Genomic DNA, 15,337 nt, shown 5'->3' on the forward strand with positions numbered 1-15,337 from the left:
TACCCACTATGCGCTAGTGATCATAACTATCCGTGCGCGCGCATCTCTCGGCGCACGGCCGCACAAGGGGGCGCATGGCCAATATGGTCAAGGCATGACGACCGAGTCCGACTCCTTCCCCAAACGGCACGCCCGCACCCAGCGGTTCACGCTCGGCGCGCCGCGTTCGTTCACCGTGGCACCCGATGGTTCACGGGTCGCCTTCCTGCGCTCCGGTACCGGTACGGACCGGGCCAATTCGCTGTGGGTGCTCGACGCCGAGAAGGGCGGGGAGCGCATGGCCGCCGACCCCCGCGCCCTTCTGGGCGGCGCCCGGGAACAGCTGTCCCCCGAGGAACGGGCCCGGCGCGAGCGCAGCCGCGAGGGCGGCGCCGGGATCGTCGGCTACGCCACCGACTCGTCGGTCGAGCTGGCCTCTTTCGCCTTGTCAGGGCGGCTCTTCGTGGCCGAGCTGCGGGTCGGCACCGCGCGCGAACTGCCCACCCCCGGGCCGGTGATCGACCCGCGCCCCTCCCCCGACGGCCGGCACGTCGCCTACGTCGCCCGGGGCGCCCTGCGCGTGGTGGGCGCCGAAGGGGACGGGGACAGGGCCCTGGCCGAGGCGGACGGCGAGGGCGTCACGTACGGGCTCGCCGAGTTCGTGGCGGCCGAGGAGATGTCGCGCAACCGGGGCTTCTGGTGGAGCCCGGAGTCGGACCGGCTGCTGGTGGCCCGCGTGGACGACACGCCGGTCCAGCGCTGGTGGATCTCCGACCCGGCCCACCCCGGGCGTGATCCACAACACGTGCCGTACCCGGCGGCGGGCACCCCCAACGCGGACGTACGGCTGTTCGTGGTCGGTCTCGACGGGGGGCGCACGGAGGTCCTCTGGGACCGGGCGCGGTATCCGTATCTGGCGCGAGTGCACTGGTCAGCCGCGGGTGCGCCGCTGCTTCTCGTACAGGCGCGCGACCAGCGCAGCCAGCTGTTCCTGGCGGTGGACACCGAGTCGGGGACGACCCGGATGGTGCACGCCGACGAAGATCCAATTTGGCTGGAACTCTTCCCCGGGGTGCCCTGCTGGAGCCCCTCGGGCCAGCTCGTGCGGATCGCCGACGAGGGCGGTGCGCGGGTGCTCGCGGTGGGTGAACGACTGCTCACCGGGGCCCAGTTGCATCTGCGGGCGGTGCTGGACGTCGGTGCCGACGACGTGCTGGTCTCCGCCTCGGCGGGCGAGGACGCGGCCGAGGCGGAGATCGGCGAGGTGCACGTCTACCGGGTGAACGAACTGGGCGCCGAACGCCTGTCGCAGGAGCCCGGCGTGCACTCGGCGGTACGCGCGGGAGGCGTGACGGTGCTCGTCTCCGCCACCCTCGACCGGCCGGGAGCCCGGGTACGGGTACTGCGGGACGGGAAGGCCGCGGCGACCATCGCCTCGTATGCGGAAGACCCCGGTTTGTCCCCGCGCGTGACCCTCACCCAAGGGGGCGCACGACGTGTCCCGTGCGCCGTGCTTATGCCAACGGACTACCACGGTGACACCCCCCTCCCGGTCCTCCTGGACCCCTACGGTGGTCCGCACGGTCAGCGCGTCGTGGCCGCGCACAACGCCCACCTCACCTCGCAGTGGTTCGCGGACCAGGGGTTCGCGGTGGTCGTCGCCGACGGACGGGGCACTCCGGGGCGCTCCCCCGCCTGGGAGAAGGCCGTCAAGGACGACCTGGCCGCCGTGGTGCTCCAGGACCAGGTGGACGCGCTGCACGCCCTCGCCGCCGACTTCCCGCTGGACCTGGACCGCGTCGCCGTCCGGGGGTGGTCCTTCGGCGGCTACCTCGCCGCCCTCGCGGCGCTGCGCCGGCCGGACGTCTTCCACGCCGCCGTCGTGGGCGCCCCGGTCACCGACCTCAGGCTCTACGACACCCACTACCAGGAGCGGTACCTCGGCGACCCCGGTGAACAGCCGGACGTCTACCGCCGCAACTCGGTGATCGACGACGCCGGACTGGTCGACGCCGCCGAGCCGCACCGGCCCATGATGGTCATCCACGGCCTGGCGGACGACAACGTGGTGGTCGCCCACTCGCTGCGCCTGTCCTCGGCCCTGCTGGCGGCCGGCCGCCCGCACGAGGTGCTGCCCCTGTCCGGCGTCACCCACATGACCCCGCAGGAGTCGGTCGCCGAGAACCTGCTGCTGCTCCAGGTCGACTTCCTCAAGCGGTCGCTGCCCGCCCCGGCGTGACGCCGGCCGCGTCACCCGTACGCCCACGCCTTTGACACGCGGGTAACTTCGGCGAAGCGGTCCCGACACACGGGCCCGCGACGCTGATCGGCGTACGGCCGTGCGGGTGCCGTAAGCGGGCCGGGGACCATGTCACCCCGGCCCGCTGCCCCCGCCCCCGCCCTCACCCTCGCCCTCGGGTGGCACCACCTGCTTCTCCTCCGCGAAGTGGCAGGCGGAGTCGTGCGCGGCGGGCCCGGAGACCGAGCGGAACTCGGCGGGAACGGCCAGGGCCGGTACCTCCAGCGCGCACCGCTCCCGCGCCTTCCAGCAGCGGGTGCGGAAGCGGCACCCCGAGGGGATGTTGGTCGGGGACGGGACGTCGCCGGACAGGATGATCCGCTCGCGGTGTTCCCGGGCCTCCGGGTCCGGCACCGGTACGGCGGACAGCAGCGCCTGGGTGTAGGGGTGCGTGGGGTGGTCGTAGATCTCCTCGTCCCGGCCGGTCTCCACGATGCGGCCCAGGTACATCACGCCGACCCGGTCCGAGATGTGCCGGACGATCGACAGGTCGTGGGCGATGAAGATGTACGAGAGGTCGAACTCGTCCTGGAGCCGGGCCATCAGGTTGATCACCTGGGCCTGGACCGACACGTCGAGGGCCGAGACCGGTTCGTCGGCGACGATGATCTCCGGGCGCAGCGCCAGGCCGCGCGCGATGCCGATGCGCTGGCGCTGGCCGCCGGAGAACTGGTGGGGGTAGCGGTTGATGTACTCCGGGTTCAGGCCGACCACGTCCAGCAGCTCCTGGACCCGTCGCCGCCGGTCGCCCTTCGGGGCCACCTCGGGGTGGATGTCGTAGGCCTCGCCGATGATGTCGCCGACGGTCATGCGGGGGTTGAGGGAGGTGTAGGGGTCCTGGAAGACCATCTGGATGTTCCGGCGTACGGACTTCAGGGCCCTGCCCGACAGGCGGGTGATGTCCTCGCCCTTGTAGCGGATCTCCCCCGCCGTCGGCCGTTCCAGGTTGACCAGCATCTTGGCGACCGTGGACTTGCCGCAGCCGGACTCGCCGACGATGCCGAGGGTCTCGCCGCGGGCCAGCTCGAAGTCCACGCCGTCGACGGCCTTGACCGCGCCGACCTGCTTCTTGAAGAGGATGCCGGAGGTCAGCGGGTAGTGCTTGACCAGGCCGCGGACTTCGAGGATCGGCTCCGTGGTCTCAGCCATGCAGGCACTCCCTCCAGAAGTGGCAGGCGCTGCCCCGCTCGGCGTCGGACTCGGTGACGTCGTAGAGGGGCGGTACGTCGGTGCGGCAGACGTCCTGGGCCATCGGGCAGCGGGGGTGGAAGGCGCAGCCGGGCGGGATCCGGGTGAGGTTGGGCGGCAGGCCCTTGATGGCGTAGAGCTCCTGGCCCTTCTGGTCCAGGCGCGGGATCGACTCCAGCAGGCCGCGGGTGTACGGGTGGGCCGGGGCCTTGTAGATGTCGTGGACCGGGGCCGTCTCCACGATCCGGCCCGCGTACATGACGGCGATCTTGTCGGCGACGTCGGCGACCACGCCGAGGTCGTGGGTGATGAGGATCAGGCCCATGTGCAGTTCGCGCTGGAGTTCCGCGAGCAGGTCCATGACCTGGGCCTGGACGGTGACGTCGAGGGCGGTGGTCGGCTCGTCGGCGATGATCAGCTTGGGCTCCAGGGCCATCGCCATCGCGATCATGATGCGCTGGCGCATGCCGCCGGAGAACTGGTGCGGGTACTGCTTCACCCGCTCCCTGGCGGCCGGGATGCGGACCCGGTCCATCAGCTCGATCGCCTTGGCGCGGGCGTCCTTGCGGGACATGCCGCGGTGCACGGTGAACATCTCGCCGAGCTGGTCGCCCACGGTCAGGACCGGGTTCAGCGAGGACAGCGCGTCCTGGAAGATCATCGCCATCTCGGCGCCGCGGACCTTCCGGCGTTCGTCCTCCTTGAGCTTCAGCAGGTCCCGGCCCTCGAAGAGGATCTCCCCCGCGGTGACCCGGCCCGGCGGGATGTCGAGGATGCCCATGACCGTCTGGGCGGTGACGGACTTGCCGGAGCCGGACTCGCCGAGCACCGCGAGGGTCTCGCCCGCGTCCACGCCGTAGCTGACGCCGTTGACGGCCTTGGCGACACCGTCCCGGGTGTGGAACTCCACGTGCAGGTCGCGCACTTCGAGCAGCATGCGGTCGCTCACCTCAGCTTCGGGTCGAGGGCGTCGCGCACCGCGTCGCCGAGCATGATGAACGCGAGGACGGTGATGGCGAGCGCCCCGGACGGCCACAGCAGCGCGTGCGGGGCGTTGCGCACGTAGGGGGCGGCGGAGGAGATGTCGATGCCCCAGGAGACGCTGGGCGGCTTCAGGCCGACGCCGAGGAAGGACAGGGTCGCCTCCAGGGAGATGTAGGTGCCGAGCGCGATGGTCGCCACGACGATGACCGGGGCGACGGCGTTGGGCGCGATGTGCCGCAGCAGGAGCCGGGAGTTGGAGGCGCCCAGTGCCCGCGCCGCCTGGACGTAGTCGTTCTGCTTGGCGGTGATGACGGAGCCGCGGGCGATGCGGGAGATCTGCGGCCAGCCGAGCAGCACGATGAAGCCGATGACCGGCCAGATGGTGTTGCTGGTGATGACGGAGAGCAGGACGAGGCCGCCCAGGACGACCGGGATGGCGAAGAAGATGTCGGTGATCCGGGACAGGACCGCGTCCCCGCCGCCGCCGAAGAACCCGGCGAGACCGCCGAGGACGCTGCCGAGCAGCGCGACGCCGAGGGTGGCGAGGATGCCGACCGCGACCGAGGTGCGGGCGCCGTAGACGGTGCGGGTGTAGACGTCGCAGCCCTGGCCGTTGAAGCCGAACGGGTGGCCGGGCTGGGAGCCTTCCTGGGCCTTGGCCAGATCGCACTTGAGGGGGCTGCCGGAGGCGATCAGCGACGGCCAGATGGAGATGACGATCAGGAAGAGGATCACCAGCGCCGAGATGATGAAGACGGGGTTGCGGCGCAGGTCGTGCCAGGCGTCGGTCCACAGGCTGCGGGGCTTGTCCCGCGGGTCGGCCCCGTCCGGGCCCGGCGGCTGCTCCAGCGTGACCGCCTCGCTGGCGCCGAGGTCCATCGTGCCGCCCATGCCGGTGCCGGCGATGGCGCGTTCGGGCTCGTAGGGCTCCTGTTCAGGCATAGCGGATCCTCGGGTCGAGTACGGCGTACAGGAGGTCGACGACGAGGTTGGCGACGAGGAAGACGAGGACCAGGACGGTGACGAAGCCGACGACGGTCTGGGTGTTCTGGCGCAGGATGCCCTGGTAGAGCTGGTAGCCGACGCCGTGGATGTTGAAGATCCGCTCGGTGACGATGGCGCCGCCCATCAGCGCCCCGATGTCGGTGCCGATGAAGGTGACGACGGGGATGAGGGAGTTGCGCAGCAGGTGCCGGGTGATGACCCGGTGGCGGGGCAGGCCCTTGGCGATGGCGGTGCGGACGTAGTCGGAGCGCCGGTTCTCGGCGATCGAGGTGCGGGTCAGCCGGGTGACGTAGGCCAGCGAGACCGAGGCGAGGACCAGGCCGGGGACGATCAGCTCGCCGAAGGCCGCCTCGGAGGAGACGGCCGGGTCGATCCAGCCCCACTTGACGCCGAGCAGCAGCTGGAGCAGCAGGCCGGTGACGAAGGTGGGCACGGAGATGACGACGAGGGTCAGCAGCAGCACCCCGGTGTCGACGGGGCGGCCGCGGCGCAGGCCGGTGACGACGCCCAGGATGATGCCGACGACGATCTCGAAGAGGATCGCGACGACGGTGAGCCGGATGGTGACCGGGAACGCCGTCCCCATCAGCTCGGTGACCGGCTGGCCGTTGAAGGCGGTGCCGAAGTCGCCGGTGAAGACGTTGCCCATGTAGGTGGCGTACTGCTGCCACACGGGCTGGTCGAGGCCGAACTCGTGCCGCAGCTGCGCGGCCGTCGCCGGGTCGCACTCCCGGTCGCCGCACAGGCCCGCGATGGGGTCGCCCATCACGTTGACCATCAGGAAGATCAGCAGCGTGGCCCCGATGAAGACCGGGATCATCTGGAGCAGCCGCCGGACGACATAGCGTCCCATGGCGCCCCCTCAGCCGACCTTGATCTCGTTGTAGACCGGGACGCTGAACGGGTTGAGCTTCACGTTGGAGAGCCGGTCGGAGTAGCCGGCGCTGCCGTTCTGGTACCAGAGCGGGATGGCCCCCATGTCGTCCCTGAGGACCTCCTCGGCCTGCTGGAAGAGGCCGACGGCCTTGGCGGTGTCGGTCTCGGCGTTGGCCTGGTCGACGAGGTCGTCGAACTTCTTGCTGGACCACTTGCCGTCGTTGGAGGAGGCGTTGGTGTAGTACAGCGGCTGGAGGAAGTTCTGGATGAGCGGGTAGTCCATCTGCCAGCCCGCGCGGAAGGGGCCGCTCATCTTCTGGCCGGTGATCTGGTTGCGGAAGTCGGCGAAGGTGCCGACCGGGTTCCCGGCGCAGGCGCGGTCGTTGTCCAGGGCGTTGTTGATGGAGTTGCAGACCGCGTCGACCCACTGCTTGTGGGAGCCGGTGTCGGCGTTGTAGGTGATCTTGACCTGGCCGCCGGGGAGTCCGCCGCCCTCCTTGACCAGCTTCTTGGCCTCCTCGGCGTTGTACTCGCAGGCGTCCCCGCACAGGCCGGGCTTGTAGCCGCCGTCCTTGCCGAGGACCGGTGAGGTCCAGTCGGTGGCCGGGGTGCGGGTGTTCTGGAAGATGGTGTCGGTGATCTGCTTGCGGTCGATCGCCATGGACAGGCCCTTGCGGACCTTCTCCGAGCCGGACTTGTTCCAGTCGTTGTCGTAGAACGGGAAGGCGAGGGTCTGGATGATGCCCGCCGGGGTGTTGATGTAGCGGTCGCCGAGGTCGTTCTTGACGTTCTTGAGCTGGGAGGCCGGCACGTCGTCGACGAGGTCGAGGTTGCCCGCGATCAGGTCGGTGTAGGCGGTGTTGTTGTCGGTGTAGACCTTGAGGTCCACGCCGCCGTTCTGCGCCTTGTCCGAGCCGGGGTAGTCGTCCCACTTGCGCAGGGACATCTGGGAGCCGCGGGTGTAGTTGTCGACCTGGTAGGGGCCGTTGCCGACGGGCTTCTTCAGCCAGGCGTCGTGGTCGTCGAAGAACGACTTGGGCAGCGGCGCGAAGGCCGGGTAGCCGAGGGTGTCGGGGAACGTCGAGAACTTCTGGCTGAGCTTGATCGTGAAGGTGAGGGGGCCGGTCACCTTCAGCCCCGAGAGCGTGTCGGCGCTCTGCGAGCCGCTTTCGGGGTGCACCTTGTCGTAGCCGTCGATGTAGGCGAAGAAGTACGCGTTGCGCTGGTTGTTCTTGAGGCTCGCGCCGTAGTTCCAGGCGTCCACGAAGGACTGGGCGGTGACCTTCTCGCCGTTGCTGAAGGTCCAGCCGTCCTTGACGGTGACGGTGAAGTTCTGCGAGTCGGAGGTGTCGATCTTCTCGGCGAGCATGTTCTGCGCCTCGCCGGTCCCGGGGTCGTACTTCTTCAGCCCCCGGAAGATCATGTCGAGGACCTTGCCGCCCTGCACCTCGTTGGTGTTGGCCGGCTCCAGCGGGTTCTGGGGGTCGCCCCAGGAGGAGCTGAGCACGCCGCCGCTGCCCCCGCCGCTGCCTCCGTCCCCGCCCCCGCCGCCGCAGGCCGTCGCCGCGAGGACTACCGCCGCCGCGCAAGCGGCCCATCTGGCGTGCGTGGCTCCGCGCATGGAGTGCCTCCTCGTGCCCTGACTCGTCCGCTGGTCCGTTCCGGTCCAGCTTCGAAGGGCGTACTCGGGGGCGCACACCCGTCCGGTCCATACGGGTTGCCGGTGTCCTCCGGACGGGTGCGGGAGGTGTGGCGGCACACGGAAGGGCGGCGGCATACGGAAGGGCGGCGGCGGGAGTCCTGCTCCCGCCGCCGCCCTTTACCGGCTGCCTGCTGTGCCGGTCAGCCCTTGGAGAGGGTCGCGCCGCCGTCGGCGCCGTCCTCCATCGCCTTCAGACCCGGGTCCATGACGATGTCCTCGGCCCTGGCCTCCGTCGAGCCCTCCTCGGGGAAGTGGCAGGCCGTCAGGTGGCCCTCCCGGTTCCCGGAGAGCTGCACCAGCGGCGGCTCCTCGGTGGCGCACTTGTCCTGCGCCTTCCAGCACCGGGTGCGGAACCGGCAGCCGGAGGGCGGCGAGATCGGCGAGGGCACGTCGCCCTCGAGCCGGATCCGCTCCCGCTTCTCGGCGTCCAGGTCCGTCTCCGGCACGGCCGACAGCAGGGCGTGCGTGTACGGGTGACGGGGGCGGTTGTAGAGCGAGTCGCGGTCCGCGATCTCCACGATCTTGCCCAGGTACATCACCGCGACGCGCTGCGAGAAGTGCCGCACGATCGCCAGGTCGTGGGCGATGAAGACGAACGCGATGCCCATCTCCCGCTGCACTTCCTGCAGCAGGTTCACCACCTGGGCCTGGATCGACACGTCGAGGGCCGAGACCGGCTCGTCGGCGACGATGAGCTTCGGCTGCAGCGCGACGGCGCGCGCCACCCCGATGCGCTGCCGCTGGCCGCCGGAGAACTCGTGCGGGAAGCGGTTGTAGTGCTCCGGGTTGAGACCGACGATCTCCAGGAGCTCGCGGACGCGCTTCTCCCGGCCGCCGGGCGGGTTGATCCCGTTGATCTCCATCGGGCCCGAGATGATCGTGCCGACGGTCTGCCGCGGGTTCAGGGACGCGTACGGGTCCTGGAAGATCATCTGGATCTCGGACCGGATCGGCGCCAGTTCCCGCCGGTTGGCCCGGGTGATGTCCTTGCCCCGGTACTCGATGCTGCCCCGGGTCGGCTCGTACAGCCGGGTCAGCAGCCGGCCGGTGGTCGACTTGCCGCAGCCGGACTCGCCGACGAGGCCGAGGCTCTCGCCCGGGAAGACCTCGAAGTCCACGCCGTCGACGGCCTTGACGTGGCCGACGGTGCGCTTGATCGGGAAGCCGCCCTTGATCGGGAAGTGCTTCGAGAGGCCGCTGACCTTGAGAAGCGGCGCGGTGTCGCCGTCCCGCTGCTGCGGGAAGTCGTCGGCCACCGCTGTGGTCGTCTTGCTGTTGTCGCTCATGGTGATGCCCCAGTCGCCGGTTTCCGCTCAGCCCAGCCGGGGCTGAATCTTCTCGATGAACACCTGCTGCCGCTGGTCTCCCGTCAGGTGGCAGGCGGCGGCACGGCCGTGGGGGAGCGTCGGACGCTCTCCCGAGCAACGCTCGCCGGAGACCAGGTCGGTGAAGCCGCACCGCGGGTGGAACGCGCACCCGGAGGGCGGGTTCATCAGCGAGGGCGGCGACCCCGGGATCGGCATCAGCGGCTCGTCGACGTCGGAGGTGAGGTTCGGCATCGAGCTCAGCAGACCCCAGGTGTACGGGTGCTGCGGGGACTTGAGCACCTCGCGCACCGTGCCGCGCTCGACGGCCCGGCCCGCGTACATGACCATGATGTCGTCGGCCATGTTGCCGACCACGCCCAGGTCGTGGGTGATCATGATGATCGCGGAGCCGAACTCCTGCTGGAGGTCCTTGAGCAGGTCGAGGATCTGCGCCTGGACGGTCACGTCGAGCGCCGTGGTGGGCTCGTCCGCGATCAGCAGGTCCGGGTTGCAGGACAGCGCCATGGCGATCATGGCGCGCTGGCGCATACCGCCGGAGAACTGGTGCGGGTAGTCGTCGACCCGCTTCTGCGGGTGCGGGATGCCGACCTTCTGCAGCAGGTCGATGGCGCGCACCCGGGCGTCCCTCTTGGACGCGCCGTTGTGCTTCATGAACGGCTCCGCGATCTGCCGGCCGACCGTGTAGTACGGCGACAGCGCGGTCAGCGCGTCCTGGAAGATCATCGCCATCTTCTTGCCGCGCAGCTTCTCCAGCTGCTTCTCGCTGGCGTCGGTCAGCTCCTGGCCGTCCAGCGTGATCGATCCGTCGATGGCGGTCTTGCGGCGGTCGTGCAGGCCGAGGACGGCCAGGTTGGTCACCGACTTGCCGGAGCCGGACTCGCCGACGATGCCGAGGGTCTTGCCCCGCTCCAGGTCGAAGGAGAGACCGTCCACCGCCTTGACGACGCCGCCCTCGGTGGAGAAGTGGACCTTGAGGTCGCGCACCGAGAGAAACGCGTCTCCCGCGGCGGCGGCCGGGGCCTCTTCGGGCTTGGTCTGAGTGGTCACGGTGGTTCTCCTAGGACAGGCGCACGCGCGGGTCGATGACTGCGTACATGGCGTCCACGATCAGGTTGAAGACGATGATGAGCGCGGCGCTGACCAGCATGACGCCCATCAGCATCGGCAGGTCCTTGTTGATGACCGAGTCCAGCGCGAGCCGGCCGATCCCGGCCAGGCCGAAGGTCATCTCGGTCACCATGCCGCCGCCCATCAGCGCGGACAGGTCGATGCCGAGGATGGTGACGATGGGCACGAGCGAGCCGCGCCAGGCGTAGCGGAAGAAGGTGTAGTTGCTCGACATGCCCTTGGCACGGGCCGCCTTCACATGCTCTTCCTGTAGTTGCTCGATCATCGACGACCGGCTCATACGGGTGTAGTTGGCGGTGAAGATGGTCGCCATGACGATCCAGGGGATCAGCAGGCCGGCGAACCAGCCGGCGACGTCCTCGGAGATCGGCACGTACTTGGGCTTCTCCAGCCAGCCGGTGCTGTAGACGAGGGCGAGCAGGACGAGCGGGCCGAGGAAGTAGATCTGCAGGGAGCTGACGACCAGCGAGCCGGAGCTGAACACCTTGTCGATCCAGGTGCCGCGGTTCCTGGCGGCCAGCAGGCCGGCGCCGAGGCCGACGATGAGGAAGACGATCAGGGAACCGACGGTCAGCGAGACGGTCAGCGGGAAGCGGTCGAGGATGGTGTCCCAGACGTTCTGGTTGTTCGCGAAGGAGACGCCGAAGCAGGGGGCGTCGCAGTGACCGACCGCGAAGTCACGCCCGGTGAAGATGCCCGCCAGGAAATGCCAGTACTGGACCGTGACCGGCTGGTCGAGGCCCAGGTTCTTGTGGATGATCTCCAGCGCGTCCGGAGTGCAGTTCTTGCCACAGGCCAGCATGGCCGGGTCCTGCGGGATCGCGAAGAACATGAAGAAGGTGAAGGCACTGATCAACACCAGGATCAGCACCGCGCCGAAGGACCGGCGAATGAGGAATTGAAGCATGGCAGACAGCTGCTCTCAGGACTGCGGCAAGGGGATGGGGAGGGCTGGAGGCGGTCCGGGCCCGGTGGCGGGCGCTCCGCAGCGCGCCCGCCACCGTTTCCCGACCGGACGGGTTACTTCTTGAGGAAGACCCGGGTCACGTCCACGTAGCTCGAGTCCGAGCTGTAGCGGATGCCGCCGACGTTCGAACCGAAGATCTGGAAGACCTTGGTGTAGTAGATCGGGGCGGCCGGGTTGATCTCCTTGGAGATGTACTCGTTCAGCTCGGCCCAGGCCTTGGTGGCCTCCGCCGTGTCCGTGATCTGCTGGATGCGCTGGATCTCGGAGTTGACGTGGTCGTCGTTGATGTGCGAGTAGTTCGACGCACCGTCCTGGATCTGCTTGCCGTCGTAGACCGGCGGGATGACCGTGGAGGCGGACGGCCAGTCCTGGCCCCAGCCGGTCATGTAGAGGTCCAGCCCGTTGTCGACCTTGCCGACCTGCTCGTACCAGGTGGCGGAGTCGATCTCCTTCTTCTGGATGTCCAGACCGATCTTCTCCAGGGCGGTGGAGATCAGGACGGCCTGCTTCTGCCGCTCAGGGGTGTTGGCGTAGGCGTAGACGAGGCTCTTGCCCTCGAAGCCGCCTTCCTTGATCAGCTTCTTGGCGGCCTCGATGTCGCCGTTCGGCTTCTTGGCGCGGCCGAACGGGTCGAACGCCTCGTCGTAGCCCGGGGTGGTGGGCGACATCAGCGAGTTGGCGACCTCACCGCCGTAGGCACCGCCGTCGGCCTTGAAGACCGAGTCGGAGGGCAGGGCCAGGGTGATGGCGTCGCGGAGCTTCTTGTCCTTGACGCGGTCCATGTTGAAGTTGAGCTGCCACACGTAGGGCGCGTAGCCCTGGATCGTGCGGTTCTTCATCGCGTCCTTGTCGCCGACGACCTTCTGGAGCTGCGTCGTGGCGACCTGGCCGGTGAACATCATGGCGTTCTTGGCGCCACCCTGGTCGGCGAGGAGGGTCTTGGTCTGGTCCTCGTCGTCGTGGTTCATCTCGATGTTGAAGCCGTCGACGTACTGGTGGCGCACCGAGTCGGACTTCGGGTCCCACTGGGTGTTCTTGACCAGCTTCATGGACTTGCCGGGCTTGAACTCGGCGATCTTGTACGGACCGACCGCGACGGGCGCGGAGTCGTACTTCTCCTTGGTGTCCGTCTCCTCCGGGACGACGCTGTAACCGGGCATGGTCAGCATCTGCGGGAGGTCGGGGCGGGCGACCTTGAAGTGGAAGACGATCGTCTTGTCGTCCGGCGTCTCCAGGACGTTGTCGGGCAGGTGCTTGCCCTTGTCCGGACCCGCGTAGGCGTCGCGGTAGGTGGTGCCGTCGCCGGACAGCCACTGCTGGAGGTACGTCGGGCCGTCGGTGATGTAGCTGGAGTACATCCGCTCGATCGTGTGGCGGATGTCCGCCGAGTTGATCGGGTTGCCGTTGGCGTCCTTCAAGTTGTCCTTGAGGGTGTACGTCCAGGTCTTGCCGCCGTCGGTCTGCTTGCCCGCGTCGGTGGCGAGGTCGCCCACGACGGTCAGGTTGCCGTTCTCGTCCTCGTCGTACTGGGTCAGACCGCGGAAGATGAGGCGGCCGAGCAGCTTGCCGTCCGAGACGTAGATCTGGCCCGGGTCCAGGTGGGAGAAGTCCGCCGTCTGGTAGACGGTCATGGTGCCGCCCGGCTTGGCGCCCGGGACCTCGGGGGCCGGGCCGGTGGACGCCTGCGCGTCGCCGATCTGGACCGGCTTCGACTGCGACTTGGCGTCCTCCTTCTTCTTGCTGTTGTCCTTGGCGGAGCTGTCGCTGTCGCCACCACCGCAGGCGGTGAGGGTCAGGGCGCCGGCTGCGACCGCGACTATGGCGGCCGTGGCGGTGCGGTTACGGAGAATGCTCATGAGGACGAATCCACCTGCCTGTGAGTAGTGAGCACTGCTGGTACGTGGCCGGAGGCCGGGCTGAGCGGCACCGAACCGGCCGGGCGAGGATGTGGGGGGTTCCCCTTGGCCTCAGCGGTTTCCCTTGGGGTCGAAGGCGTCCCGGACCGAGTCACCGAGGAGGTTGAAGGCCACGATGAAGATCACCATGGCGACTCCGGGGAAGAGCATGTAGTAGGGGTCCTGCTCGACGATGTCCGCGCCGATGGCGAACATCCGTCCCCAGTCCGGCGTGGGCTCGACGTACCCCACGCCCACGAAGGACAGGAACGCGATGCTGAGGATGGTGCTCGGCAGCGTGAGCGTCGCCTGTACCAGCGTCGGAGTGACGATGTTGGGCAGCAGTTCCTTGCGGAGGATGCGCCAGGGCGAGGCCCCGGAGATGCGGGCGGCCTCGATGAACTCCCGATCGCGCAGGGACATCGTGGCACCGCGGACGATGCGGGCCATGCTCATCCAGCCCAGGAAGGACAGCACGATGATGATCGCGGCGGCGCGCACGTAGGTGGGCGTCTCCTTGTCGGGAGCGACGAACACCGTGGTGATGACGGGCATCGCGGCGACGAAGAAGAGCTGGCTGGGCAGGGCCATGAAGAAGTCGGTGATCCGGCCGAGCCAGTAGTCGATCTTCCCGCCGAAGTAGCCGCCGGCCAGGCCGATCAGGACGCCCAGCACCGTCATGATGATGGTCGCCGCCAGCGCGGTGGCCATCGAGTTGCGCATGCCGTACAGCAGCTGGGTGAACACGTCGCGGCCCAGGCCCGGTTCGATGCCGAACCAGAAGTCGCCGTCGATGCCGCCGTACGAGCCGGCGGGCATGGTGAACATGTCCAGGAGGTCGGGGTTGTCCTGCCCGTACAGGGTGTACGGGTCCTTGCCGTAGACCATCGAGATCAGCGGCGCCGCCGCCGCGATCACGAAGAAGAACAGGACGACGAAGGCAGAGATCACACCGGCCCGGTCGCGCTTGAAGCGCGCCCACATCAACTGGCCGGGCTTGCGCCCCTCCGGCTCCTTGGGCTTCGGGGCGTCGCCCTGCGGCGCGCTCTCTTTGTCCAAGACGGAAGAGGCTTCAGCACCCTCAATCTCGATTGGACTCGTCATGATTCGTCCATTTCACAGGTTGGAGGTCGTCGGGAGTGCGGGAGCCGACGGCCTTCGCACGGCGTACGTCTTTCGCAGCGCGCGAGGGGAACAAAGACGGAGGGGCAACACGGCCCCGGGAGAACCCTGGCTCACGGCCGGCGGCTGCCGACCGGCGGCACACGACGTCAAGGAAGTTCGCGACGCCGGGCCGCTGCCGCATCAACCGTGACGGCACTGAACGCACCCGCGGGGCCTACACCTGCCATCGGGGACGACGCGACCCATATGGCGCTTGTGGCACCTCGCATGGGTTCCTCCTCATGAATCCGCTGGTTCACCGCAAAGAGGAGCACGCGTCACGTTCCAGCCATCGGCCGGTGATGAGATCGCTGTGCACCCTCACGCTCGCGAGCCTGCGCCCCGTCAGCGCGTGACCCGTTTATCCGAGCTCTACGCGCCTAACTATCTGCCATCCTCCGGGGAACGAACCACAGGTTCGAGGTCTCGGTTCGATCACAGATAGGGGCCAGATCTTTCAAAATCCGGACAAAGGGTTTGGTACGAGATCGCTGCGAAACGGACTTGTTACACATCTAACGGTGGTGACCGTCCGTATAACGGACGTCCGCGCGACAGAAATTGATTGCGCGTAACGTGCACGGGGTGCAAGCTGACCCGCAGGTATGTCCCGCGCCCGGCACGTCCGTCGGCGCCGGCCGCCCGACCCCCGGCCGGGGCTGCCCGCCGGCGCTCCGGGCGGAGTGCTTCCGCGCAGGTTAGTGCGGCCCTGCCCGCCCTGTGCCGCCCCGCCGGGAAATCGAGGGTTTTCCCTACCTCCGCGTCCCGCCGTCCCGCCCGCGTCGCCAACACGACGGACGGCACCGGACCCCACGTGAGCCG

At 68.7% G+C, this 15,337-nt stretch carries 11 protein-coding genes; 1 reads left to right on the top strand and 10 read right to left on the bottom strand.

Annotation, left to right across the window (positions count from 1 at the left end; all coding sequences use genetic code 11):
* Window positions 1-94: 94 nt before the first annotated feature.
* Entirely contained in the window at window positions 95-2,218 is a 2,124-nt protein-coding gene (locus Sru02f_RS32310) for a S9 family peptidase (RefSeq protein WP_109033267.1), read from the top strand.
* A 132-nt stretch (window positions 2,219-2,350) separates the two neighbouring features.
* Here the strand turns inward: Sru02f_RS32310 and Sru02f_RS32315 are convergent, their stop codons facing one another.
* From Sru02f_RS32315 to Sru02f_RS32360, 10 genes are all read right to left on the bottom strand, one after another.
* On the bottom strand, window positions 2,351-3,427 hold the full coding sequence (locus Sru02f_RS32315) for an ABC transporter ATP-binding protein (RefSeq protein WP_109033266.1): 1,077 nt from the start codon (window positions 3,425-3,427) through the stop codon (window positions 2,351-2,353).
* Window positions 3,420-4,403: an ABC transporter ATP-binding protein gene (locus Sru02f_RS32320; protein WP_109033503.1), complete on the bottom strand. Its 984-nt coding sequence runs from the start codon at window positions 4,401-4,403 to the stop codon at window positions 3,420-3,422. Before Sru02f_RS32320 ends, Sru02f_RS32315 begins: the two co-directional genes overlap by 8 nt.
* A gap of 8 nt (window positions 4,404-4,411) precedes the next feature.
* Window positions 4,412-5,392: an ABC transporter permease gene (locus Sru02f_RS32325; protein ID WP_003973858.1), complete on the bottom strand. Its 981-nt coding sequence runs from the start codon at window positions 5,390-5,392 to the stop codon at window positions 4,412-4,414.
* Complete coding sequence (locus Sru02f_RS32330) at window positions 5,385-6,308, bottom strand: ABC transporter permease (protein ID WP_109033265.1); 924 nt, start codon at window positions 6,306-6,308, stop codon at window positions 5,385-5,387. The genes Sru02f_RS32325 and Sru02f_RS32330 overlap by 8 nt, the downstream gene beginning before the upstream one ends.
* Before the next feature lie 9 nt (window positions 6,309-6,317).
* Complete coding sequence (locus Sru02f_RS32335; protein ID WP_109033264.1) at window positions 6,318-7,952, bottom strand: peptide ABC transporter substrate-binding protein; 1,635 nt, start codon at window positions 7,950-7,952, stop codon at window positions 6,318-6,320.
* Window positions 7,953-8,173: 221 nt separating this feature from the next.
* A complete protein-coding gene (locus tag Sru02f_RS32340) occupies window positions 8,174-9,319 on the bottom strand; it encodes an ABC transporter ATP-binding protein (protein ID WP_109033263.1) in 1,146 nt (381 codons plus the stop codon).
* 27 nt (window positions 9,320-9,346) lie between these two features.
* Window positions 9,347-10,408 (bottom strand): ABC transporter ATP-binding protein, encoded by a 1,062-nt coding sequence (locus Sru02f_RS32345; RefSeq protein ID WP_109033262.1) that lies wholly within the window; start codon window positions 10,406-10,408, stop codon window positions 9,347-9,349.
* Between the two features lie 10 nt (window positions 10,409-10,418).
* A complete protein-coding gene (locus Sru02f_RS32350; RefSeq protein ID WP_109033261.1) occupies window positions 10,419-11,396 on the bottom strand; it encodes an ABC transporter permease in 978 nt (325 codons plus the stop codon).
* Window positions 11,397-11,509: 113 nt separating this feature from the next.
* The gene (locus Sru02f_RS32355) at window positions 11,510-13,312 is read right to left on the bottom strand and encodes an ABC transporter substrate-binding protein (RefSeq protein ID WP_109033260.1); all 1,803 of its coding nucleotides are present in this window, start codon (window positions 13,310-13,312) and stop codon (window positions 11,510-11,512) included.
* A gap of 111 nt (window positions 13,313-13,423) precedes the next feature.
* Window positions 13,424-14,455 carry an ABC transporter permease gene (locus Sru02f_RS32360; RefSeq protein WP_109033259.1) on the bottom strand — a complete coding sequence of 344 codons (1,032 nt, stop codon included), beginning with the start codon at window positions 14,453-14,455 and terminating at the stop codon, window positions 13,424-13,426.
* Window positions 14,456-15,337: the final 882 nt, after the last annotated feature.

It is taken from the genome of Streptomyces rubrogriseus (genome assembly GCF_027947575.1).
Taxonomy (GTDB): Bacteria; Actinomycetota; Actinomycetes; order Streptomycetales; family Streptomycetaceae; genus Streptomyces; species Streptomyces rubrogriseus.

Coding starts and splice junctions, on each gene's coding strand:
- Sru02f_RS32335 (WP_109033264.1), bottom strand. CDS start 7,952: ATGCGCGGAGCCACGCACGCCAGATGGGCCGCTTGCGCGGCGGCGGTA.
- Sru02f_RS32320 (WP_109033503.1), bottom strand. CDS start 4,403: ATGCTGCTCGAAGTGCGCGACCTGCACGTGGAGTTCCACACCCGGGAC.
- Sru02f_RS32315 (WP_109033266.1), bottom strand. CDS start 3,427: ATGGCTGAGACCACGGAGCCGATCCTCGAAGTCCGCGGCCTGGTCAAG.
- Sru02f_RS32350 (WP_109033261.1), bottom strand. CDS start 11,396: ATGCTTCAATTCCTCATTCGCCGGTCCTTCGGCGCGGTGCTGATCCTG.
- Sru02f_RS32355 (WP_109033260.1), bottom strand. CDS start 13,312: ATGAGCATTCTCCGTAACCGCACCGCCACGGCCGCCATAGTCGCGGTC.
- Sru02f_RS32325 (WP_003973858.1), bottom strand. CDS start 5,392: ATGCCTGAACAGGAGCCCTACGAGCCCGAACGCGCCATCGCCGGCACC.
- Sru02f_RS32310 (WP_109033267.1), top strand. CDS start 95: ATGACGACCGAGTCCGACTCCTTCCCCAAACGGCACGCCCGCACCCAG.
- Sru02f_RS32330 (WP_109033265.1), bottom strand. CDS start 6,308: ATGGGACGCTATGTCGTCCGGCGGCTGCTCCAGATGATCCCGGTCTTC.
- Sru02f_RS32340 (WP_109033263.1), bottom strand. CDS start 9,319: ATGAGCGACAACAGCAAGACGACCACAGCGGTGGCCGACGACTTCCCG.
- Sru02f_RS32360 (WP_109033259.1), bottom strand. CDS start 14,455: ATGACGAGTCCAATCGAGATTGAGGGTGCTGAAGCCTCTTCCGTCTTG.